24 protein-coding genes are annotated in these 20644 nt (G+C 49.3%); all 24 read right to left on the bottom strand.

The window, feature by feature from the left end:
• Positions 1–942, bottom strand: coding sequence for an SDR family NAD(P)-dependent oxidoreductase (locus G3578_RS10825; RefSeq protein WP_165212513.1), 942 nt, complete (start codon positions 940–942; stop codon positions 1–3).
• Positions 943–958: 16 nt separating this feature from the next.
• Positions 959–2017 (bottom strand): pseudaminic acid synthase, encoded by a 1059-nt coding sequence (gene pseI, locus G3578_RS10820; RefSeq protein WP_165212511.1) that lies wholly within the window; start codon positions 2015–2017, stop codon positions 959–961.
• Positions 2018–2033: 16 nt separating this feature from the next.
• Positions 2034–3125 (bottom strand): UDP-2,4-diacetamido-2,4,6-trideoxy-beta-L-altropyranose hydrolase, encoded by a 1092-nt coding sequence (gene pseG / locus G3578_RS10815; RefSeq protein WP_346774000.1) that lies wholly within the window; start codon positions 3123–3125, stop codon positions 2034–2036.
• Between the two features lie 78 nt (positions 3126–3203).
• A complete protein-coding gene (gene flaG, locus G3578_RS10810) occupies positions 3204–3554 on the bottom strand; it encodes a flagellar protein FlaG (protein WP_165212507.1) in 351 nt (116 codons plus the stop codon).
• Positions 3555–3587: 33 nt separating this feature from the next.
• Positions 3588–3944, bottom strand: a complete 357-nt coding sequence (locus tag G3578_RS10805) for a hypothetical protein (RefSeq protein WP_165212505.1) — start codon at positions 3942–3944, stop codon at positions 3588–3590.
• A gap of 22 nt (positions 3945–3966) precedes the next feature.
• Positions 3967–4350: a flagellar export chaperone FliS gene (gene fliS / locus G3578_RS10800; RefSeq protein WP_165212503.1), complete on the bottom strand. Its 384-nt coding sequence runs from the start codon at positions 4348–4350 to the stop codon at positions 3967–3969.
• 12 nt (positions 4351–4362) lie between these two features.
• Positions 4363–5901, bottom strand: a complete 1539-nt coding sequence (gene fliD, locus G3578_RS10795) for a flagellar filament capping protein FliD (protein WP_165212501.1) — start codon at positions 5899–5901, stop codon at positions 4363–4365.
• Positions 5902–5954: 53 nt separating this feature from the next.
• Positions 5955–6680, bottom strand: a complete 726-nt coding sequence (locus tag G3578_RS10790) for a cytidylyltransferase domain-containing protein (protein ID WP_165212499.1) — start codon at positions 6678–6680, stop codon at positions 5955–5957.
• Between the two features lie 16 nt (positions 6681–6696).
• Entirely contained in the window at positions 6697–7710 is a 1014-nt protein-coding gene (locus G3578_RS10785) for an SDR family NAD(P)-dependent oxidoreductase (RefSeq protein ID WP_165212497.1), read from the bottom strand.
• 12 nt (positions 7711–7722) lie between these two features.
• The gene (locus G3578_RS10780; protein WP_165212495.1) at positions 7723–9102 is read right to left on the bottom strand and encodes a motility associated factor glycosyltransferase family protein; all 1380 of its coding nucleotides are present in this window, start codon (positions 9100–9102) and stop codon (positions 7723–7725) included.
• Entirely contained in the window at positions 9099–9455 is a 357-nt protein-coding gene (locus G3578_RS10775; protein ID WP_165212493.1) for a hypothetical protein, read from the bottom strand. The genes G3578_RS10780 and G3578_RS10775 overlap by 4 nt, the downstream gene beginning before the upstream one ends.
• The gene (locus tag G3578_RS10770) at positions 9452–11449 is read right to left on the bottom strand and encodes a motility associated factor glycosyltransferase family protein (RefSeq protein ID WP_165212491.1); all 1998 of its coding nucleotides are present in this window, start codon (positions 11447–11449) and stop codon (positions 9452–9454) included. The genes G3578_RS10775 and G3578_RS10770 overlap by 4 nt, the downstream gene beginning before the upstream one ends.
• Before the next feature lie 15 nt (positions 11450–11464).
• Positions 11465–11752, bottom strand: coding sequence for a hypothetical protein (locus tag G3578_RS10765; RefSeq protein WP_206529618.1), 288 nt, complete (start codon positions 11750–11752; stop codon positions 11465–11467).
• An 89-nt stretch (positions 11753–11841) separates the two neighbouring features.
• Positions 11842–12663 (bottom strand): flagellin Hag, encoded by an 822-nt coding sequence (hag, locus tag G3578_RS10760; RefSeq protein WP_165212487.1) that lies wholly within the window; start codon positions 12661–12663, stop codon positions 11842–11844.
• A 167-nt stretch (positions 12664–12830) separates the two neighbouring features.
• A complete protein-coding gene (gene csrA, locus G3578_RS10755; RefSeq protein WP_165212476.1) occupies positions 12831–13079 on the bottom strand; it encodes a carbon storage regulator CsrA in 249 nt (82 codons plus the stop codon).
• Positions 13080–13087: 8 nt separating this feature from the next.
• Complete coding sequence (fliW, locus tag G3578_RS10750; RefSeq protein ID WP_165212474.1) at positions 13088–13513, bottom strand: flagellar assembly protein FliW; 426 nt, start codon at positions 13511–13513, stop codon at positions 13088–13090.
• Between the two features lie 13 nt (positions 13514–13526).
• Entirely contained in the window at positions 13527–14105 is a 579-nt protein-coding gene (locus G3578_RS10745; RefSeq protein WP_165212472.1) for a DUF6470 family protein, read from the bottom strand.
• Between the two features lie 27 nt (positions 14106–14132).
• Positions 14133–15032, bottom strand: a complete 900-nt coding sequence (flgL, locus tag G3578_RS10740; protein WP_165212470.1) for a flagellar hook-associated protein FlgL — start codon at positions 15030–15032, stop codon at positions 14133–14135.
• Positions 15033–15069: 37 nt separating this feature from the next.
• Positions 15070–16608: a flagellar hook-associated protein FlgK gene (gene flgK / locus G3578_RS10735; RefSeq protein ID WP_165212468.1), complete on the bottom strand. Its 1539-nt coding sequence runs from the start codon at positions 16606–16608 to the stop codon at positions 15070–15072.
• Between the two features lie 12 nt (positions 16609–16620).
• The gene (locus G3578_RS10730; RefSeq protein WP_241254569.1) at positions 16621–17124 is read right to left on the bottom strand and encodes a flagellar protein FlgN; all 504 of its coding nucleotides are present in this window, start codon (positions 17122–17124) and stop codon (positions 16621–16623) included.
• Between the two features lie 20 nt (positions 17125–17144).
• Positions 17145–17420 carry a flagellar biosynthesis anti-sigma factor FlgM gene (gene flgM, locus G3578_RS10725; RefSeq protein ID WP_165212466.1) on the bottom strand — a complete coding sequence of 92 codons (276 nt, stop codon included), beginning with the start codon at positions 17418–17420 and terminating at the stop codon, positions 17145–17147.
• A gap of 84 nt (positions 17421–17504) precedes the next feature.
• On the bottom strand, positions 17505–17933 hold the full coding sequence (locus tag G3578_RS10720) for a TIGR03826 family flagellar region protein (protein ID WP_165212464.1): 429 nt from the start codon (positions 17931–17933) through the stop codon (positions 17505–17507).
• Between the two features lie 64 nt (positions 17934–17997).
• Positions 17998–18771, bottom strand: coding sequence for a ComF family protein (locus tag G3578_RS10715; RefSeq protein ID WP_165212462.1), 774 nt, complete (start codon positions 18769–18771; stop codon positions 17998–18000).
• Positions 18761–20605, bottom strand: coding sequence for an ATP-dependent helicase ComFA (locus G3578_RS10710; RefSeq protein WP_165212460.1), 1845 nt, complete (start codon positions 20603–20605; stop codon positions 18761–18763). Before G3578_RS10710 ends, G3578_RS10715 begins: the two co-directional genes overlap by 11 nt.
• Positions 20606–20644 lie beyond the last annotated feature (39 nt).

The raw sequence follows: 20644 nt of genomic DNA, 5'->3' as shown, positions 1-20644 counted from the left end.
CTAAATCAAATTTGACGTGGAAATCCACTCTTCGGTACGACGTATCCCTTCTTCAATCGATACCTCAGGTTTCCAACCCAATAATTCGGTTGCCTTTTTGTAATTACAAAGTAGTTTCTGAATTTCCGATTGCGGGTGAATATGTGCCACATGCTGAATACGGCTGCTATCTCCGACAATCAATTTCGCCAAGTCATTAATGCTGATGTCACGCCCCAGCCCTGCATTCACGATTTGACCGTCAACGGCTGACGAATACCCTGCCTTCACAACAAATCGTGCACAATCTTCCACATACAACAAATCTCTTGTTTGGGTACCATCCCCATAAATATGCAGTTTTTCGCCATTTAGTTTCCGCTTCAGAAAAATAGCAACGACTCCGCCTTCACCACCGGTTTTCTGGAACGGACCATACGTATTAAACGGTCGAATCACGACTGTTGGTAAGCCATATGCATAGAAATAGGAGAGAACCATATTTTCCCCAGCGAGTTTGGATCCGGCATATGGAGATGCAGGTTTGACTGGATGTTCTTCTGTTATGCCCTTCTCGTCCATGCAGCGATCATATACCATGCATGTGCTCATGAATACCATTTTTACCTTGTGTTTTCTACATTGCTCCAACACATTAAAGGTGCCGACCGTATCATTGAAAAAAGTAGTTCGTGGATCATCAATACTGTCTTGTACATTGATGCTGGCTCCCAGATGATAACAAATGGCAAACCGATTGGCAAAAAGCAATTCAAGTGTCGATTCGTCCTTTATGTCCCCCCGTACAAAAGAAAAATTTGGGTTCTCCTTAAATTCCGCTATATTTTCATATCTTCCATTAGAAAGATCATCCAGTACCCAAACCTGGTGACCGTCTTCGAGAAGACGTTTGACAACCCATCGGCCGATAAATCCTGCTCCGCCTGTTACAAGTACGTTCATTGTGTCCACCTCTCCATTAATTAAACAAATCCCAGCTTACCGGGGTACCTTTTGGAATATCTCGTTTTACCGTTCTCCCTAATAAAAGATCTCTATATTTAGGAGCCAAGCCTGCCCCAGGTCGTATCGCACGTACGTTTTGCTCCGTAAGTATTTCTCCTGCCTTTACATCTTCTACAATGTACAAGGATCTGCGATAAGCCAATGATGCTTTCTCCTTTTCTGTGGGGCCATAGCAAATTTTTCCCAAGCTTTTCCAAGCCCGCTCCGTCTCAATGACAAGGCTGTGAAACTCTTCGGGTTCAAGCGAAAAAGCAGAGTCAACCCCACCATCTGCACGCCGCAAAGTGAAGTGTTTTTCCACGACAGTGGCCCCTAGAGCAACACTGGCCACAGCTACGCCTACCCCCATCGTATGATCGGATAGGCCTACTTCTACATTAAACAGTTCTCGCATGTGTGGAATGGTTAAAATATTGGAATCGTCCGGAGTTGCAGGATAAGTGCTCGTACATTTCAACAATATCAAGTCCTTACATCCGGCATCTCGGGCAGCACGCACAGCTTCGTCCAATTCAGCGATGGAAGCCATTCCAGTTGAAATAATGATAGGCTTACCGGTCCTTGCCACTCTTTGAATTAACGGCAAATCAATATTTTCAAAAGACGCGATTTTATAAAGTGGAACGTCCAGACTCTCTAAAAAGTCCACAGCTGTCTCATCAAAAGGGGTGCTAAAGCCAATTATTCCAAGCTCACGGCATCTGTCAAAAATAGGTTTGTGCCATTCCCAAGGCGTATAGGCTTCTTTGTAAAGATTATACAGAGATTTTCCTTTCCATAAATTATCTGGATGATTGATAAAAAATTCACGTTCATCTAAATTAAGCGTCATTGTATCTGCCGTATATGTTTGAATTTTCAAGGCATGCGCACCAGCTTTTGCAGCGGCTTCCACAATCTCTAAAGCGCGTTCCAACGATTGATTATGATTACCAGACATTTCAGCGATGATAAAAGGACGAGCATTTCGCCCGATGTGTCTTCCTTCTACCAGTATGCTGTCTCTCTCCATGCCCATATTCCTCCTATTACGCTGATTTTAGCCCATAGTTTACGATTGCTTCAATTACTCGTTCGACTCCACAACCGTCTACTGTGGCAAGGCACTTGGTGACCATATTCATCATGATCTCTGGGTTCGACAAAAAAATCTTAACTGCTTCTGCAATCTGATGAGGAGATACATCCGAAGCCTCCCCTAGATACAAAGCGATTCCACGATTATGAACCTCTGTTGACGTTGGTATTTGGTTATCTGCTACAGCGATAATGATTGAAGGAACGCCCAAGCAGCATCTTTCCCATGTATGCGTACCACCGGCACCAATAACAAATCCAGTGTTCAGCAATAGCTCCGCCATCTTAGACGTTTGCACATGAAGTCTAAAACACTCATGCTGTGCACATAACAGTTGAAGGGTCTGTATGTTTGGATTCCCTTTTCCAACCACCACATCGACCAAAAGAGGCGGATCTTTGATTGTCATCAATGCTTCCAGCGCCTTCATCGTTTGATTGGAGGGATCACTACCTCCAAAAAAAAGCAATATCCTCTTCGGGTCAAATTTCTTTTGGGGAATTTTTTCACGTAATAATCGAAATTCTGATCGTAATAAGGCGTAATCCGGTCCAAGAAGCAATTTTGCATCCTTGTTAATTTTTCCTACATAACGCTCCTTCATGTCAGCAATGAGGTTTTGATCAAGCAGAATGTTGCAATGATGCTTACGATTTGCCAAATCATCGATCACCAATATCCTATTTACAACTGTCGAAACCTTCGTTTCCCATTTTTCATCTATAGCATAATGATCGACAATGAGCCAATCTACGGAGTGAGGTAATTGAGTAATCACATCTATGGTTTGTTGGGCATCCAATTGCCAATCCGTCCCAAGCCAAGTTGCAGGATTCATCGTTTGCTCGATTTTTGCATCTCCTTCAGGACTCGGCAGCATATAAACAGAAAGACCTTCGTTTCTTATCAACTCCACCAAATTGCCTGGAAAATCACGACATACAAATGAAACCTGCCACCCAATAGACTTCATGCCTTTCGCCAGTGTCAAACATCTCATAACATGCCCGCTGCCCATGAGCACCGACGCATCTGTTCGAATGATGACATGAGGAATACCTATCCCGCCTTTTCATCGTCAATATTGAAGAGAAGAAAACCCCCTGCCCGGGGGAAAGAACTATACCTTCTTATCAACAATTAAACCTAATTTTTCATAAAAATTTGCTATAATATCCATTATTTTCTTGGAAGGGATCTCTTTGATCACCTCATTGGTGTTATCGTCAATCACTTGCACATAATATTTGTTTAGCTCATCGTGCAGCACAAACTTAAGATGAGAACTTTTGGACTCCAACCATTTGTTCAAATGCTGAAGCTCTTTGGCAATTTCCTCTTTACTGTAAGTCTTCTCCGGTTGAACGGCTTCGCTCCCCTCTTCCTGCTGGCGATTACCCGTTCGTTGCTCTGATACGAGAGCAGTCTCTGCATTGTCGACTTTTACCGAGGTTGCTCCCTTGATTTCCATTGCGATCCTCCTTTCCTTTTGGTTTTCCCTGATTTATTTTTTTTGGTCGATAAAGGCACCATACGGCATGATTCGCGTGTAAGCATTGTAATTCGTGCTGACTGATCGGCTATGCCTTGTATCGCGGATTTTTTGGGACAGATGATCCATCGCTTTTGCAAGAAGCTGCCCTGCCATCTCTTCCTTTTGTTTGCATTTCTCAAACAATCCGACATATTTGTCGGGGTCCGTTTCCTGCGCCAAATGATCGCCTAACTCATGCAGCAGTCGTTCGCGTTTTTCAAGGATGACACCGATCCCATCCTCTTCCGTTTCTTCCGATACTGGACGCTGGCACGCTTCGATCAGAGCATCCGTACACTCCATCAGTTGTTGAAAAAGGGCTTCCACTCCGATCTTCATGCCAACCTCCCTAGTTTTGCTGACTGCGTGCAAGGATCATAGCTTGTTTCCATGTATCACGGAACTCCACAAAAAATCCTTCGACTTCATCCAGAATGGCAATGTCTTTCTTTACGTTTGCCTCAATCATGCGGCGTTTCATGTAATCATATAGGAGGAGCATTTGTTCAGCAATTGGATATTTTCGGTCAAGCGTAATAATCAACTCGCTTAAAATATCCTGGACGCGCGTGTTTAGATCGTGAGCCTTGTTATATTGTTTCTCCTCGATAGCTTGTTTGGCTCTTTTGATAAACTTGATAGCGCCATCGTACAGCATCAGTGTAAGATCTTCCGGAGTTGCTGTGCCCACTTGATTTTTCTTATAGGTGTTTTGCGCTGATGACTGAATCATAATGTACCTCCGTTACCCTTTTTGAAAAAATGAGCTGAGATACGCTCCTTGGGAGTTAAGCTGATTAAGCGCTTGTTCCAGTTTGGCATATTGGCTGTACAATTGCTGCTCATAAGCGGGTAAATCGTATTCCTCTCGCGCGATTTGGCTCGTATAATCGTCGATTTGACGCTGGAGATAGCTTTTCGTCGGTACGATCTGCGTTTTCTCTGTTAAACCTTTGATAATGTCGGAATTAACCGTTTCAAACAATCTTGTCCCAATCCCGGCATCCTGCCCTGTGATCAACCGGCCGGACGCATCACGTGCGCCATCTTTGGTGAACAATGTAGCAACTTGTTCAGGGGACGTTTCCAAAGCGTTTCGCAGCTTTGTTTCGTCGATGTATATTTTCCCGTTTTCCTGATACGCATACGAATTGGTTCCGTCAGAAGGTGCCGTTGTAATGCCGATATCCGCCAAGGAATCGAATTGACCAGCACCGATCCCAGACACAATATCGGCGAGATTGCGTCGCATCTTGTCCAATCCGCTCTGAATCACAGTGTCACCGCGCAGCAGGCCAGACTTTGCTTTTTGTTCCCATAGTTCGATATCGCTGTCTTTCATATCCTGTTTCTGTGTATCGGTGAGCGGAGGATAATCCCGGTAACGAGGCTCGTTCAATTTACTGTTCATGGATGCGATCAGTTCATTGTATTTGTCAAATACACCCTTGATCGTATTAACCACACTGTCCACATCCGAGGTGATGGAGGCATTGATGGTATAATCGGAATCCCCTGCCAAATCAGGATCCTTTAACAGGGTGAAGGTTATGTTGTTCATGGTAAAGGTATTGGAGCGTACGCTCGTATCTCCCATGCCATTGAAATTGACGATGGCATCCTGTCCGGTAACGGTACCGGTTGTTGTCGCTCCCGGGGCAGCCAATTTCAGTTTGTCCAGAAAGTTAACGTCATTCGAATCAAGTTGAATTTTGGCAGCCAAACCCGTCTGCGTACTGACGAGCATCAGTTTGTCCGAGAGTTGATCGTACGATGCTTTCACCCCGGTATTGGCGGATTCCGCATTAATCTTGGAAACAATCTGATTAATGTTGTCCCCGTTTGTAATGGAAATCGCCTTGGAACCGAGTTCCCCCGTGACCGTAAGCGTAACATCAGCCGTTGCAATCGCTTGGGTGGTATCGGATGCCACCCCCAGAGCCGCGCTGCTCGCCATCATGGCGTTTTTGGCGATCTGCTTCACCTGCAGGGTAAAGTTGCCGTTGACTGCACTCGGATTTGGCTTCACTGTTACTTTCTGGGCATCATCCGTGGAAAGGCTTGCCGTCTTCGCCAGGAATGTCGATTCCAGCGTCAGTTTGCGGGCTTCCGTCAGAAAGGATGAAACCTGCGTGTTCATATCACGGTACGCATCACGCTGCCAGGTCAGCCACGTTAATTTTTGTTTTTTCGTATCAATGGGAATACGCTTGATTTGCATCTGCTGCTTGACGAGGGAATCAATGTCCAACCCCGAACCCAAACCGGTGATCCTTACTGGCATTATCGTCACCTCTCTCGATTCTTCCTATTACGTTATCGGTATTTTTCTGCTAATCATTTACTTTTTTGCTCCACGTGCCCGTTAATTAAATGCAGATCAGGTCTTGCCTGCATGAGTGCTATCCCTTCTGTCCAGCTAAACCATTGATCCTGATACAGCGCCTGATAGATCTGCTGGATTAATTCCCAATCTTCCACCGTATCCAGTGTCCACCGATAATAGGAATAGTCGACTTCCCCCCTCACCGACCTGCAGGTAAACCGATTCGGATTTTCATACAGGAAGGGGGTGACGTGCTCGCGTTGGTGTGGCTCATTCGCTTCCCGATACGCTGTTTCCAGCGCCTGCAAGGTGAATACCTCCGTATCCAGCCCCCTCGGATAACTGCGTACCAGCGTATTACTTGCGTAGTCTGTCCCTGCATGCTCATGCAGCGTCTGCAATACCATTCCTGACACTTCCGGATCCAGCAACGGGCAGTCGGAGGTAATGCGCATGATGACATCCGCTTTTGCCTGCACGGCCGCTTCATAGTAACGGGAGAGCACGTCAGCTTCGCTTCCCCGATAATAGGGAACTTGAAGACGGCGGGACTCCTCCACGATCACATCGTCAGCCGGCTGAACAGTCGTTGCTACCACCACTTCGTCAATTCCCGGGATCGCCGACGTACGTTGGACCACATGTTCCAGTACCGTCTTGCCTGCAAGCATCTTCATCACTTTACCCGGAAGGCGTGTCGAGCCCATACGAGCCTGAATGATCACCACATTGCGCATCGGTTTCTTCCCCTTTTTAAATTAAACGTTCCTCCATAATCCATCTTCTCAAAGTTTCCCGATCGATAGGTTTTTCCGAATGAGAATTTACTTCCCTGTTCACCATTTTGACCGCATCGGGATAAAGTGCCGGTTCTTCCTTATCAGTAAAGACGCTGGGGATGATAAACATTTCCGGAAGCTCCCAAGCGATCAGTTTTTCTTCCTCTGTCATTAGTTCTTCGTATCGTTTTTCACCGGGACGCAGGCCGATTTCCTTGATTTGAATCTCATCCCGTATACCGTACTTCTGGCATACTTCCTCAATGACCACATCCACGAGATCACTCAGCAAGATTGTCGGCATCTTCAGGACGAACACTTCCCCTCCCTGTGAAAGCTCATTTGCCTTGAGCATTAATGTCACAGCCTGAGTCATCGTCATCATGTAGCGAGTCATGTTTAGATCAGTAACCGTAACCATGCGTTTCTCCTGGATCTGTTTGCAGAAAAGCGGGATAACCGAGCCCCGCGAACCCATGACGTTGCCGAATCGCACGGATGAGAACACAGTCTGTTTCGGACCCTTTTGGTATTGGGCGGCAGAGATGAGACGCTCTGCCATCAGCTTCGAGGCCCCATATGTATTTGTCGGCGCAATCGCCTTATCCGTCGAGGTGAACAACACCTTTTTTACCCCGTTTTGAATCGCGGCCTGGATCATGTTTTGGGTACCTATGATATTGGTCTGGACGGCTTCAAACGGATTATATTCACAAAACGGCACATGCTTCATGGCTGCCAGATGAAAGACATAGTCGATATCTTCCATCGCACGGTTCAAGCGTTGGCCATCTCTTACATCGCCCACCAAAAAGCGCAATTGCTGATCATATTCTGCAAATGTCTGCTGCATCTCATATTGTTTATACTCATCCCGGCTGAGGATACGAATGACACGGGGATTATCCCGCAACAGGTACCGCGTCAAATGTTGGCCCAACGTGCCTGTCCCACCGATGATCAGGATCTTTTTGCCTTCGTAGTTCATCTGAAACAACTCCTAGCTGGTGGTGGATCGTACAATTTGGCGAAACTGTTCACGCGCCTCCGATACATCAATTGTCCGGACCATGTCAATAAACTCTTTCAGGCGGACATGGGAAAAGCCTTCAATATAGGCGCCACCCTCTGTGGCATTATAGAAAACATCCTCGCTGCTTCGTGCTTCTTTCTCAAACCATTTTTTATACAAGAGCAAATTGCGGGATGTGACAACGGTTCCTTTTTGATCGAAAGACAACACGGTTTCTCCCTTTGCTTCCTGACTCCAATCCACCCGCTGGTTGGACCCCTCCACATGGGTTGCATTGTGGGTGTAGGCCAAATCTTGTCCAACCAGACAGATCGGTTGGAGGCCAAACAGTCGTGCGAGTGAGAACAACGTCGTCGACACAGACCCTCCTGTTTTGACAAGAGGTTCCCCCCTCCTCGCAGCTTCTTCTTCAGCAGGGGTATACCCCTCCTGGAAAAGGATGTATTTGGGGCCGCTATACGCCTTAACGACATCGGAGAATAACGTGCTTAAGAAAAATAACGGAATATCCTTTGCGTGCCAGCCCTCCAATTGACGAAGCATATTGGGCTGAGGATCAATCATCACGACAAAATCGGGTGTTATCCCCCTGCTGTGCAAAGGTGCCGCAGCCGAACCTACCGCACCCAGCAAACAATGCTCTTTCGCAACATGCAAATGTTCAAATGAAAATTGCAAGGACGGACCTGCGCTGATAAGAAGAACGGGCACAGAAGGGAGTGTAAGAAAAGGTACAATTCCCGGCCATGCAAACTTCATGTTTTCTGCAAAATTGGCATCCAACAGATGGCGAAAAGCCACTGCACTGTTTTTCTTGATTTGATAATCCTGCAGCACCTGTTTCAGCGGGTCCAAGGAAGGAGGCATCGCCCGCAGGGAAGGCTCATGAACGATGAAATGGACAGCACTGCTTCCCCAGTCCTCCATCCGGCTTGTGTAGATCTGCACATCATCGGCAATCACAAAAGTAACACGTGGGTCTTCGAAAATATGCTGATAGACACCCGCTTCCTCCAAGGCCAGGAAGCCGTTAACATTTGCTTCCCAAACCTCGATCGGAAGGTTCGCTGCAGCAGGATGCTTCAACAAGGCTTTGATGTGATGGCCGCATCCCGCCCCATACATCACCACTTTTTCAGGAAGTTCTTCTTCAATATAACGAAGCTGTCCCTCAATGAAACGTTCGGCCTCTGTAACCGGGTCATAACGGCTGTGAAGATAAAACGGATGGGTATGGGCTTCACGCCCCACTGCGGTCCATGCACCATTTTTCGCCGTTTCCAGTTTCAGGGATGGGGCAGGGAATGTGGAGCCCCGCCGCTGGATGAGATGCCCTTTCAAGTTCAATGGTTGACCCTCCGCAGCTCCTCCTCAAATGATTCCAGCAGGGGCTTCATCTCATATTGGAGAAGATCGCACAGCAAAACATAATCCGTTTGTTCCAGCGCTTCTTTCACTTGTTCAAGAAGCGGTGCCAACGCTTCAATATTCAGGTTCTTCAATAGTGCCTGATCCAAACGCTGAATGCCGCTGACGGCCAATGTCAACCAGCCCAGCCCTTCCAAATAGGCCAGCATCGTGTCCAACCAACCGCCTTGTTGGGACTGGATGTCGAGGGCAATCTTTTCTGAAGCTCCAACCAATTTGGGCACATAGTCCCTCATGCTCTCCAACGTTTCTTGAATCAATTCGTTATTCATGCATGTGCCTCCTCATATTCATCCCACTCCGGCAGTTCCCAGCTGGGCTGCGGATCGAGACAGAACTCATCCGGATCAAGTCCGAGTTCGGTTACAGCTTCGCGTACCCCGTTTTTATATACGTTCATCACATCGACTTTTCCTTGTATCATGCGCTGCAGCAAATAACACTGGTGGGTCAGGATTTGCTTTAAACGGTCTATCGACGATACCCTCGATATCGGATTCATCTTTACATGATAGTTCGACAACAGCGGCCGGTAAAAGAAGGTTAGCAGCGGATTTTTCAGCACTTGAATCAATAAACTTTCGACATTGCGGAATATGCGGCTTGCCTTCATCTCTACAAACTCAAACTGTTCGGCAGCTAATTCTTCTTGCAGTTTGCGCCCCGACTCAAGAATTTCTTCTGCGAATAGGGCAACCCGCTCCATTTCACCCAATTCCTGATTGAGCGTATCGATCATCCCTTTTACACTTCTCGTAATTTCCTCATCAGAAGGGATGGGGGGCAGCTCGGCAAACAATTCCGGTATAGAAGGAATTGGTTCCTTACAATAGGTTTCCAGCACCTCCAGAAACGGCATTTTGACCGTCCCTTTGATATCGGCTCCTCCTTCGGTCGAATTAATCACAAGTCGGTTCGGTAGTACGGAAATGAGGTGCTCCATCCAATAAAGGAATTGACGCCACAGTTCCTTAGACTTTACCTTTCCACCGTAGTATCCATCCAGATAAACCGTTTTGTTAAAGAAGGAATTGTCCTCTTGTAAGCTGGCACGAATTTGGTTTCTTTGTTGTTCCGATATATGTAAATCAGATTGATCAAGATAAAAACTATCTTTACTGTGTGTTCTCCCTTCTTCCGAATAAGCCAGATCCTGTCCAATAAAGACAATGGGAGATCCCCCCAAATAATTTGCGAGAGCATAGTTAAGATGGGCAACTGAATTCCCGTTGTACAAGCCCCCCATGTCACCAAGCGATTTGTTCAGCAGTCTGCTATGGGCTATATTTTCTTTGAAGATAGGAACCACATATTGGTTCCAGGCTCTAGGAATTCGAGGATCCATCAACGTCAACCCCATCAACGCTGTATCTTCTGGAATTTCAATGCCAGCCAAACTGATATCATAGGAATTTGTTCCTCGTTCCAGAATACCCACAATATCCGGGGTTATGCCATTTTTCAATAATACACGTAACGCAGATTCAGCACAGATGATAAGTGCTTTTCCTTTTGCCTGCTTTAATAGGGGAAGTTGCTTATCCAAGGAAGGTCCCGAAGAAACACAAATAATTGGTTTTCCTTTGTATACATCTTTTAAATCCTTTAATCGACGGGACTTTAGCGCAATCGGAACATTTTTCAATTCATTGGTCATTCCCATCAAGGTATCCTCTAAAGAATTTCCCATCGATGTCATATGTGTACGGAGGTGGTTTATAAGCGTTTGCGTGATATCATCATAAAACTCCTTATCACATCGATAAGATGCAAAAGTACGCAAAATGTCAGTTTGCAGAAAGTAATAACCGATTAAGGATGTTAAATAGGTGTTGATTACAACCGAAATATTTTCCATAAGGCCGGAAAGGATAATGATACGTTGTATTTTCCCCTCCAGATAAGGAGCCAAATTCACTTCTTCCAAAAATCTCTTTATCAATCTTACGTCTTTTTCTATAATTAATAACCAAGCAGCCTCGGTTTTGTTTTCCAAAATTTGTTTAACAATCGCGGATGAGCCTATGCCCATCAATACATAAGCCGTGTTATCAAAATTAACGCCGTCAAGAAATTGCTTCGCTTCAAAAACCGGGTCATAAATGCTCCCCGAATAAAATTCGTCTCCCTCGTCGCTTTTCAGTTTGAATACAATGTCTTCTCCAATACGAACGGTCTCGATATCATCGGTACGGATCTCTTCCATCTGTTCAATAAGCCACTGATTGTATTCCGTAAAATATTGCTTGTTGCTTTGAAAAAACATCTTCGAGATCTCCTTTTATACTCCAAATTGGAAACTACGATTGATTCTGTCAAGCAATTCATACTTCAGCAGATCAGCGGCGATGAGAAAATCCTTTTTTTCCACTGCGTGCATAATCATTTGCAGTAACTGGTTGATCTCCTGCAAAATCTCTTCTTTCAGCATGTTCCGATCTAAAAAAGCTCCTAATTGGGCTACAAACGAATCCAGGGATTTCAGCCCCTTTTGAATCTCATAGCGATAAAAGGCGTAGCAAACGGCATCCACGTCTTTTTGTAACAAATCATGGATTACTTCCGACATTTCGCCCACCACATCTCCTCACCATTTATTGTTTATGCTTTAAAAAAGCCAACCAAAAAAGGTTGGCTTTTTGTGTATACTGCATACGATTAACGGAGCAATTGCAATACGCCTTGCGGTTGTTGGTTGGCTTGAGCCAGCATTGCTTGAGCGGCTTGGGCAAGGATGTTGTCCTTCGTGAACTTCATCATTTCTTTCGCCATATCTACGTCACGGATACGGGATTCAGCAGCAGTCAGGTTCTCGGAAGAGGTGTTCAGGTTGTTGATGGTGTGCTCCAGACGGTTTTGGTATGCACCGAACTTCGCACGCTCATTGGAAACGGTGTTTATGGCGCTATTAATATCTGCAATGATGGAAGCAAATCCCGTTACGGTACTGAAAACAGAACCCAGTGAACCAGATTGCAATCCCAAACCCGTCAAATGCATTGCATTGAGAGAAAGACCGATGGTTTGACCAGAGTTAGCACCCACTTGGAAAGTAACGGAGATGCCACTATTCAGCAGTTTTTTGGTGTTGAACTCGGTTTGAGAAGCGATACGATTGATTTCTTTTTGCAGTTGAACGACTTCCGCACCCAGTTTCGCACGGTCAGTAGTCGTGTAGGTACCGTTGGCCGCTTGAACAGCCAGTTCGCGCATACGCTGCAGAATGGCGTGGGTTTCTTGCAGCGCACCCTCAGCCGTTTGGATCAGGGAGATACCGTCCTGCGCGTTGCGGGATGCTTGGTCCAACCCCCGGATTTGAGCACGCATTTTTTCGGAGATCGCCAGACCAGCCGCGTCATCGCCAGCACGGTTGATGCGCAGACCGGAGGAGAGTTTCTCCATGGACTTGGATACGTTGCTGTTGTTGATGGTCAGCTTGTTGTAGGTGTTCAATGCGGTTACGTTGTGGTTGATAATCATTTCCTATTCCTCCTTGAGTGTTCCTGTCACGTCCGTGTGACAGTTTAATTTGTTATTCGGGAGTCGCCCAATCGCGCGCTTGGGTTGCCCCTTACATTACATATATCGGTCTGTTTTTTCGACTTGTTTAGCGTTTTTTTCCTTTTTCGAAAAAGAAAATCTGATGATTATCTCTCATCAGATTGTTGCTTCTCTACCGGTATCCACTGTTTGACCGCTGCCCAGTCCATCTTCCGCTGGGTAGCCCTTTGGTTTTCTTCCTTGATCTGTTCATACACCTCTTTGCGGTGCACCTGGACGGAGCGGGGAGCATCGATGCCAAGGCGGACCAATTCTCCTTCGATGGCGACGATCTTGATTTCGATCTGGTCACCGATCATGATCGACTCGTTCTTTTTTCGGGATAATACGAGCATGGCTTCACCTACTCTTGAGCCACTTTGGACTGAACCGTGAAAAGCGGCTGGCGGATTGGATACTTCTCTTCATTGAGGATGATCTGCTTGGCCATCCGGTTTTCCAGGTTGATGACCACCGGCGCTTTTAAGTTGACCGTCACCAAACCGTCCGGGTGCAGGGTAACGATATTGACGATGATGATGCTGGATTCTTCCCCGATGCGCATTCTGTCCTTATCGTACTCGCTCAAGGTGAATTCGTAAGAGGGAAAAAAATGGAAAGGGTCTATCGCGCCCAGTTCAATGGACGGATTGTCCAAAGAAGTCAACACAAAATAAGGGCTTCCCGGTTCCGGCTGCTGCAATTGAAAGAAATGATATTCATGGAAACCCGGCAAGCCCTCTTCAAAGAATACTTTCAACGGCTTCAAACGATCGACCGGTTCGGTCATGGCTACTCCTCCTCTACAGCCTTTCATCGACATGCAGGCCAACCACATCAATCTGCAAGCTGTTCCACTGCTGGATATATCCCCTCATTTTGCCAGGTGTATATTGGTGGATCGCCTTGTGGGTCTCCGGATTCATGTGAACACCGCCCAGATGTACGTTGATGATGGGTTTCTTTGCCTCGTAATGAAGCTCAACGCCATCCCCGACGATCGACCCTTCTGCCAAAATCTCTTTTCCTTCGTAAATCACGCTGTTTTCAAAGGCTATATCCGCAATGGGGTTCCCCCCGTTCTCGATGGCCGCCAAGCGATCGCCTTCCTCACTGATTTGCGCGATCGCCTCCAGCCACATCCGTTTCCCGTATTCAGCGTTATCCTGCGTCCGGCGGAGAGGCCCGCGCAAATCGATGTTTGCTTGGGCCTCACTTGTATCAATGGTCAACACGCCTTGTGGCTGGTGAATCTCCAGAACAGCCGGCTTTTGGATCATGTTCAGTTCCGCTCTCGGCTGCCGGATCTCCTGAACGGGCTTTTGGATATCCAACCCCAGGCGAGCATAGGTCTGGTGTATGCGTATTTGAGGAAGACGCATGGCAGGTCACTCCTCTCTGCTGCTTACTCAACGGAGGAAATCCAACAAACTGGGCTGAATAATCCGCGCCCCTGCCCCAAGTGCCGCCCGCTGGACGTTTTCCTGGGTTTTCAGATTGGTGATAACCTCTGCCACATCGGCATCCTCATTGGCAGACATCAGTTTCGTCACATTTAACTCCTGGTCCTGCAATCTGCCCTGGACCAGCTCGATGCGATTCATTCTCGCGCCCAAGGTAGCGCGCTGAGCCAGCAAATTGTCAAGCTGCTGATCCAAGCTGCCCAGATAAGATGTAGCGTCGTTTCCCGCTTCCAGATCCGTTGCAATTTTGTCAAGCAGTTGAAAAATATTGTCGCCGGTCCCGCTTTGTCCTCTGTAATTGAAGACCTCTTGCGGGTTGATGTTAATCGGAACCAGTACCCGTTCGCTTAATTCCAGGGTAATCTCCTGGCTGTTGGTATTGTCAAACACACCCGTCGCCTGATTGTAGGGAGGTTTATTAGTCTCCGCCCCCGCGAAGATATAGCGGGACCCGATCGTCTGGTTGGCGATATTCCCGAGATGATCCTTGATTTGCCTGATTTCCTTTGCCATTGCGGTTAATGAATCCTTGCTCAAGGAACCATCCCCGGATTGAACCACCAGTTCCCGGACACGCTGCAGAATCGAATTCGCTTCCTCCAGGGAGTTATCGGTAATTTCCAGCCATGATTGGGCTTCGCTGGCGTTTTGTTGATACTGCTCATTCTCAACAAGGGAAGAACGGTAGAACAAGCTGCGGGTTGCAGCGACCGGGTCATCGGATGGTTTGGAGAATCTGCGGCCGCTTGCCAGTTGTTCCTGCAATTTATCCATGTTCCCCATGGAACGGGAAAGATTGCGCAGCATGTTGTTGTTCAGCATTGTTTGGGTGACACGAATCGACACGCTTCTTCACTCCTTTAGGGGTTCATAAAGAGTCTCTTTACAAGCCTACTCTCCCCATGCCGTTAATGATCTTATCCAGGATCTCGTCCATGCTGGTCATCACCCTGGCAGATGCGTTGTAGGCGTGCTGATATTTCACCAATTCCGCCATCTCTTCATCCAGAGAAACGCCCGAAACGGATTGACGCTGAGTATCCACTTGGCCTACCATCAGCTCGGAATTGCTTTCCATCCGCTTTGCCTCCTGGCTGTCCACACCGAGCTGCGCGATGGTATAGCGGTAAAAGTCGTCCAGTGTTGTGGTTTCCGGCTGGCCTGATGTCCCATTCGTAATGGTCAGCGTTTTATATTTGATGGCTGCGATGTCCAGCGCAATTTGGTTATCCCCTACTGCGGCATTTCCAGATGAATCCGGCTTTGCAGCGGCAATCGCATTCAAACTTGCCATGATTGCGGGATTTACCATCATTTTTCCGGCGCTGGTAGGGTACGTCTTTGTGTTGGGATCAGCCGCAGCTGCATCAGCGTCCACAAAGAAAGGCAGATCCTGCGGAGGATTCCCCGGGTTTGCGATGTCAAACAAGTTTAATCCGCTGCGGTGCAGATCGTTGATTTCTTTCGCAAGATTGACAGCCAATGTATCGAGGCGTTTCATCATATCGGGGATCGCCCCCGTTACCACCGTCGCTCCTGTCGTTGGGTCAATCTGGGCGATGCCGCGCATTTCCAGGGTCCCCAGCAAACTGCCGGATTGCGGAATAAAGGGTGCTCCTCCCAGCGTGATGTCGTTCAAGCCTGTTGTCGCGTTCTTGACAACGGCCATTTCAACAGAATTGCGACCGGTAACGAGCGCATTGCCATCCACCGTCACGTTGATCATCCCGTTTTCGGCGGTTGTCGTTCTTACGCTGACCAGCTTGGAAAGCTTGTCCAGCAGCAAGTCTCTCTGGTCGTACAAATCGTTCGGCTGATAGCCATGCGGTACAAGCTCGGCAATCTGATTGTTCAGTTCGGCGATTTGTCTGGCAATCGAATTGATGTCGAACACCTTGGTTGCCACGACGTTGTCCAGATCGGCCTGCTGCTGCGCAAGCGAGGTGGTAAGTGCCGAGAATGTTTCCACCAGGGCGATGGAACGCTGCCGCACCACCGCGCGGGTCGACATGCTTTCCGGATTTTTTGACAAATCCTGCCATGATTCCCAAAGCTGGTCCATCACTTTTTGCAGCCCTGTGTCCGACGGTTCATTCAGGATCACTTCAATCTTTTCCAACCCATCCTGGCGTGCTTCCCAGTAGCCAAGGTTCTTGTTCTCATTCCGATACTGCACATCCAAAAAATCTTCCCGGATGCGCTGCAGATCGGTCACCTGCACCCCGGTCCCGAGAATGCCCGGCTCAATGGCCGCGTTCATGCCGGGATACGGGAGGCCGGTCGTCGTCTTCATGTTGGCGCGCTGGCGTGTATATCCTTCGGTGTTGGCGTTGGCAATGTTGTGGCTCACGGTATTCAGGGCGGACTGCTGGGCAAAAAGCCCGCGTTTCGCGACTTCCAATCCATGGAATGTGGAGCGCATATCAGCACCTCTTTACGCTTTTTGGTTGATAAACGAGCGGGCAGCGAAGGGATTGCCCGTCAGCCCCTTGGGATGCTTGTAGACATAATCCTCTTCCGGCCGGTCTGTCAGCAGATCGAGACTCATCTGCACGAAGGAAAGGGACTGCTCCAGCAGCTGCTGATTCAAATCATTGGCATCGCGGAGCCGGGTTACGATCTCCAGCAAATCATTGCGATAGCGCGCCAGGCGGACTTTCTCTTCCGCGCTTGTCAGCGATTGGATCAGCTCGCTGATCGTTCCTTCCCGGAGCGTGACGCCCCTCTCCGCCATCAGTTCCCGAACCAGTTCCATACGGGTGTTTTCCGCAGTTTGGACCGCTTTGATCAGCTTCTGTTCCTGATGGGTAATTTGCGTCAGGGCGTCTGCATCACCACGGATCAACACCGGCTTCTTCTCCGCAGCCAGCGTGTACAGCGCCTGATGCAGATGGATGAGGTTATCCAGCGTTTCATACAGATCTGTCAATCGTGACATGATAAATCACCTGGCTTTCCTCAGGGCTTTTTCCAGAAGGAAAGGAACTTCTCGGCGATTTTGTCGCTCGGAACGTGGTAGGTTCCGTTTTCGATCTGCTGCCGCAGCTCGTTTACTTTCTCTTTCCGCACGCGGGGATCGGCGTCTTCCACCTGCTTCAAGAGTTCAAGAGCCTCGCTCGAGATCTGCACTTCGTCTTTTCCCAATTTGATTTTGGCTTCCTTCGACGCTTGCAACTTGTTCGTCTTGTTGTACGCGTTGATCATCCCCGCGCGATTCGGTTCATTGATACGCATGTTCTACACCCTCTCGAAAAACCCAATAATAAAGGCCGATGACAATATCCTCAGTATTATCATCGGCATTTTTTTCAAAAACGATTAGTTTTCTTTTTCCGTTCTCGCACGATACGTTTTTTCTGCACGGCGCCGCTGTTCTTCTGCAGACAGCCGCTCTTTCAGCTCGTTATCCAGGCTGATTTCCCGGTTTAATTCCTTGGCGCACAAATCACACAGATGGCCCGTGGTAATCAGGAGGCCGCAGCCTTCACAAGGGTATCCCATGTTGGGATGGTTGGCGATGGAAATGCGACCTTCCTTGATGAACTTCGTAATCTGCTTGATGGAAACACCTGTCGCTTCGCTTACCTGCTGGATATTGGCTCCGCGGTTTTCACGCTTGCGCAGGTATTGCGAACATTTTTCATACTCTCTTTCTATCTCTTGATAGCATTTGGGGCATACATCTCGCACTCCCCGCACGAACAGGGTGCCGCAGCGCGGGCAGTTATCCAAAGTCCCAAGGCTCATGATAACAGCTCCTTTGGTACCAGATGTGCTTTCTTTTATCATACACGATTTTGTGTCTCTGGCACTATCGAAATATAGACAAGCTGCTGATGGCGGTTTGTGCAAATTCCGGCATGCCGTGGATGGCGGCCGCGCATGCACGCACGGTAGAACCGGTTGTGTAAATATCGTCGATGAGCAGGATATGTTCCGGCCTTTTTCCATATGGAACGGGCATCCGTTCCCGGGGAGAAAAAGCGGCCTGCATGCTTTTCCACCGGGCCAACCGCCCACCCTGCTTACTTAACTTATCGGTATTTTTTATCCGCGTCAGCAGAGGGAAAAAGGGGATGCCTGTTATTTCCGAAAAACGGACGGCGATCCGCTCCGCTTGGTCGAAGCCGCGGTCACGCATCCGCGCTTCATGCAGGGGCACATGGGTAACCAGCTGAAAGCGTATCCCCCGATAATGGCGATAGTAGCCAACCGCAAGCAGGTCGGCAAACAGGTCCCCCAACCGTTCATCGCCCCGGTATTTAAACTGGCGGATCATGCTTCTCCCCCAATCATTGTAGGACAGCAGGCTGCGGTTCTGTTTCAGGTGTTCATCCGCATAACGCCGGCAATCTGCACATGTTTCTCCGGAGGGCATGCCGCGTCCGCACCCCGGACATACAAGGGGACCCAGCAGCGGAAGCCGGACCAGACAGTCAGCGCACAGCCGCATGCGGGCAAGCAAACGGAAAAGAGCCGGATAGGTGTTTTCATCCGCAAGCGCCCGGGCAAGCTGCTGCTGGATCGGCAGGAGGCTCTTGGACTGCCAGCTCCTGCCGCAGGAAAGGCAGCACTTATCCCGCATCGCTTGTTCTCCGGAGTGATTGGGCGAGCCGGTTCATGCGCTTGATTTCCCGAATCGCGGCAATCGCCGCCCGGGTCTTTTTCTCCAGCAAAAACAGCACCAGCCCGTCGGGAGAAGCTGCCGAGCGTCCCACCCTGCCGGCGATCTGCACCAACGAGGCTTGATCGAACACCGGATTGTCAGCGCCCAGCACGATCACGTCACTGTCCGGGATGGTGACCCCTCTCTCCAGGATGGTTGTCGTCACCAGCAGATCAAGCCGATGCTCCCGAAACCGGAGAACCTTCGCTTCGCGGTCGGGATCTGCCGCATGCACCCCTTCGATCCGGTCCGCACAGGCGGGAAGCTGCCTTCGCAGGTAAGCGTGGACAACCGGCACATCCGCAATGCGCGGCACAAACAGAAACAGCCGCTTCCCCCGCCGCAAGGATTCGCGGATCGGATTAAGCAGAGGGAGAACGGGGCGACCATGTCTGATTTTGTCAAACAGACGCGGTACCTTAATCCGCACCGGAACCGGGAGAGGATGTCCATGGAAGCGCTGCGGCAGCAGCACGTGCGTAGAAGAAGAGAGGATTGGACCCCCGCAAGTTCTCCCCGCAAGCCGTTTGCGCAGTACAGGCGGCGGCGTAGCGGTCAGATACAACTGCTTGCCGCCTGGCGCTGCCGCTCGTTGCACCGCCCGGTACAGCATGCGATTCCCGTGGAACGGAAACGCATCCGCTTCATCGACGACGACCAGCGGGAACTTCTGGTAATAGCGCATCACCTGGTGTGTGGTGGCCACGATTACGTCCCCATCCTCCCACTTCTCCGTACTGGCACCATGAACGGAAAGAACGCGGACGGTCGGGAAAGCCTGCTGCAAACGGGGAACCAGCTCCAGCACCACGTCTTTTCGCGGTGTTGCGATCAACACTTGCTTGCCGGCCTCCAGCGTATGGGCGATCGCCGGAAACAACAGCTCCGTCTTGCCCGCCCCGCAAACAGCCCACAAGAGAAAGGAACCTCCCGGACGTTCAGACGCCGCGAAGGCGCGGGCACGCTCCGCGGCCTGCCCCTGCAGCGGTGTCAACGCTCCCTTCCACGCCAATACCCCGCTGCGGCGTACCTTGTCTCCGGAGCGTACCTCCCCGGAGACGCAAATGTAAGGTGTGCAGCATTTGCTGCGCCCCATGTTGATGCAGGTGGGGCAGTAAGCACAGCCCTGGCGGCATCGATGGCAGAAGGAGAAGAGGATGGCCGCCTGCTCTCCGCAGCGCTCGCAGGCGGCTTGCAAGCGGTGCCGCAGCCAACTTTTGCGCAAGCGGAGTGAAACGGCGGGCTGCCAGGCGGCCCGTTTCTGCAGCACCAGCCACTGCAGGGGCTCTTCCAGGCCGACCGTCACCTCCCCGCGCTGTTCCCCCAATCGTGCAACCTCATCCCACAGAAGAGCTCTGCCAGCGATCATCGCCGAAAGCTTCTCCGCTTGGGAACGAATCATATCAATCTCTTTGGAAGCAGGCGTCCCGTAACCCCCGTCTGCCGAGAAGGTAAACCAGGTTTTTGGCTCCTTCGTCTCCCGACCGTACAAGAGATTGGTTTCGCGTACGCAAGATTCCGCCAGCTTCCGGAAGCGGCGAAGCGCCGCTTCATCGATGGGTCCCTCCGCAGCATGCTCGTTCATTTTTTCCCGCAGCATAAAGGCAATGGCCAAGGAGGGACTCCTGCCAATGATGTGCAGACGCTGCCCATCCTGCTGCTCCCAAAACAGCTTGTCCACCGCAAAGCAAGGTGTGATGTATGCCTGGGTGGTCTTGTTCTCTTCTTTGAGGTACAGGATATATTCCCGCATGCATCTTTCCCCCGTTTTCGCTTTCTTACTGCTTAGTGT

The sequence above is a fragment of the Brevibacillus sp. SYP-B805 genome (assembly GCF_011059135.1).
Lineage (GTDB): Bacteria > Bacillota > Bacilli > Brevibacillales > Brevibacillaceae > Brevibacillus_F.
The sequence above is the reverse complement of the archived record's forward strand: the minus strand, read 5'-3'. Positions and strand labels throughout refer to the sequence as shown.

What these genes read in the sequence shown, in the direction of transcription:
- G3578_RS10825 (WP_165212513.1), bottom strand. Translation starts at nt 942, where the DNA reads ATGAACGTACTTGTAACAGGCGGAGCAGGATTTATCGGCCGATGGGTT.
- pseI (WP_165212511.1), bottom strand. Translation starts at nt 2,017, where the DNA reads ATGGAGAGAGACAGCATACTGGTAGAAGGAAGACACATCGGGCGAAAT.
- flaG (WP_165212507.1), bottom strand. Translation starts at nt 3,554, where the DNA reads ATGGAAATCAAGGGAGCAACCTCGGTAAAAGTCGACAATGCAGAGACT.
- fliS (WP_165212503.1), bottom strand. Translation starts at nt 4,350, where the DNA reads ATGATTCAGTCATCAGCGCAAAACACCTATAAGAAAAATCAAGTGGGC.
- fliD (WP_165212501.1), bottom strand. Translation starts at nt 5,901, where the DNA reads ATGCCAGTAAGGATCACCGGTTTGGGTTCGGGGTTGGACATTGATTCC.
- G3578_RS10790 (WP_165212499.1), bottom strand. Translation starts at nt 6,680, where the DNA reads ATGCGCAATGTGGTGATCATTCAGGCTCGTATGGGCTCGACACGCCTT.
- G3578_RS10785 (WP_165212497.1), bottom strand. Translation starts at nt 7,710, where the DNA reads ATGAACTACGAAGGCAAAAAGATCCTGATCATCGGTGGGACAGGCACG.
- G3578_RS10775 (WP_165212493.1), bottom strand. Translation starts at nt 9,455, where the DNA reads ATGAATAACGAATTGATTCAAGAAACGTTGGAGAGCATGAGGGACTAT.
- G3578_RS10770 (WP_165212491.1), bottom strand. Translation starts at nt 11,449, where the DNA reads ATGTTTTTTCAAAGCAACAAGCAATATTTTACGGAATACAATCAGTGG.
- G3578_RS10765 (WP_206529618.1), bottom strand. Translation starts at nt 11,752, where the DNA reads ATGTCGGAAGTAATCCATGATTTGTTACAAAAAGACGTGGATGCCGTT.
- hag (WP_165212487.1), bottom strand. Translation starts at nt 12,663, where the DNA reads ATGATTATCAACCACAACGTAACCGCATTGAACACCTACAACAAGCTG.
- csrA (WP_165212476.1), bottom strand. Translation starts at nt 13,079, where the DNA reads ATGCTCGTATTATCCCGAAAAAAGAACGAGTCGATCATGATCGGTGAC.
- fliW (WP_165212474.1), bottom strand. Translation starts at nt 13,513, where the DNA reads ATGACCGAACCGGTCGATCGTTTGAAGCCGTTGAAAGTATTCTTTGAA.
- G3578_RS10745 (WP_165212472.1), bottom strand. Translation starts at nt 14,105, where the DNA reads ATGCGTCTTCCTCAAATACGCATACACCAGACCTATGCTCGCCTGGGG.
- flgK (WP_165212468.1), bottom strand. Translation starts at nt 16,608, where the DNA reads ATGCGCTCCACATTCCATGGATTGGAAGTCGCGAAACGCGGGCTTTTT.
- G3578_RS10730 (WP_241254569.1), bottom strand. Translation starts at nt 17,124, where the DNA reads ATGTCACGATTGACAGATCTGTATGAAACGCTGGATAACCTCATCCAT.
- flgM (WP_165212466.1), bottom strand. Translation starts at nt 17,420, where the DNA reads ATGCGTATCAATGAACCGAATCGCGCGGGGATGATCAACGCGTACAAC.
- G3578_RS10720 (WP_165212464.1), bottom strand. Translation starts at nt 17,933, where the DNA reads ATGAGCCTTGGGACTTTGGATAACTGCCCGCGCTGCGGCACCCTGTTC.
- G3578_RS10715 (WP_165212462.1), bottom strand. Translation starts at nt 18,771, where the DNA reads ATGCGGGATAAGTGCTGCCTTTCCTGCGGCAGGAGCTGGCAGTCCAAG.
- G3578_RS10710 (WP_165212460.1), bottom strand. Translation starts at nt 20,605, where the DNA reads ATGCGGGAATATATCCTGTACCTCAAAGAAGAGAACAAGACCACCCAG.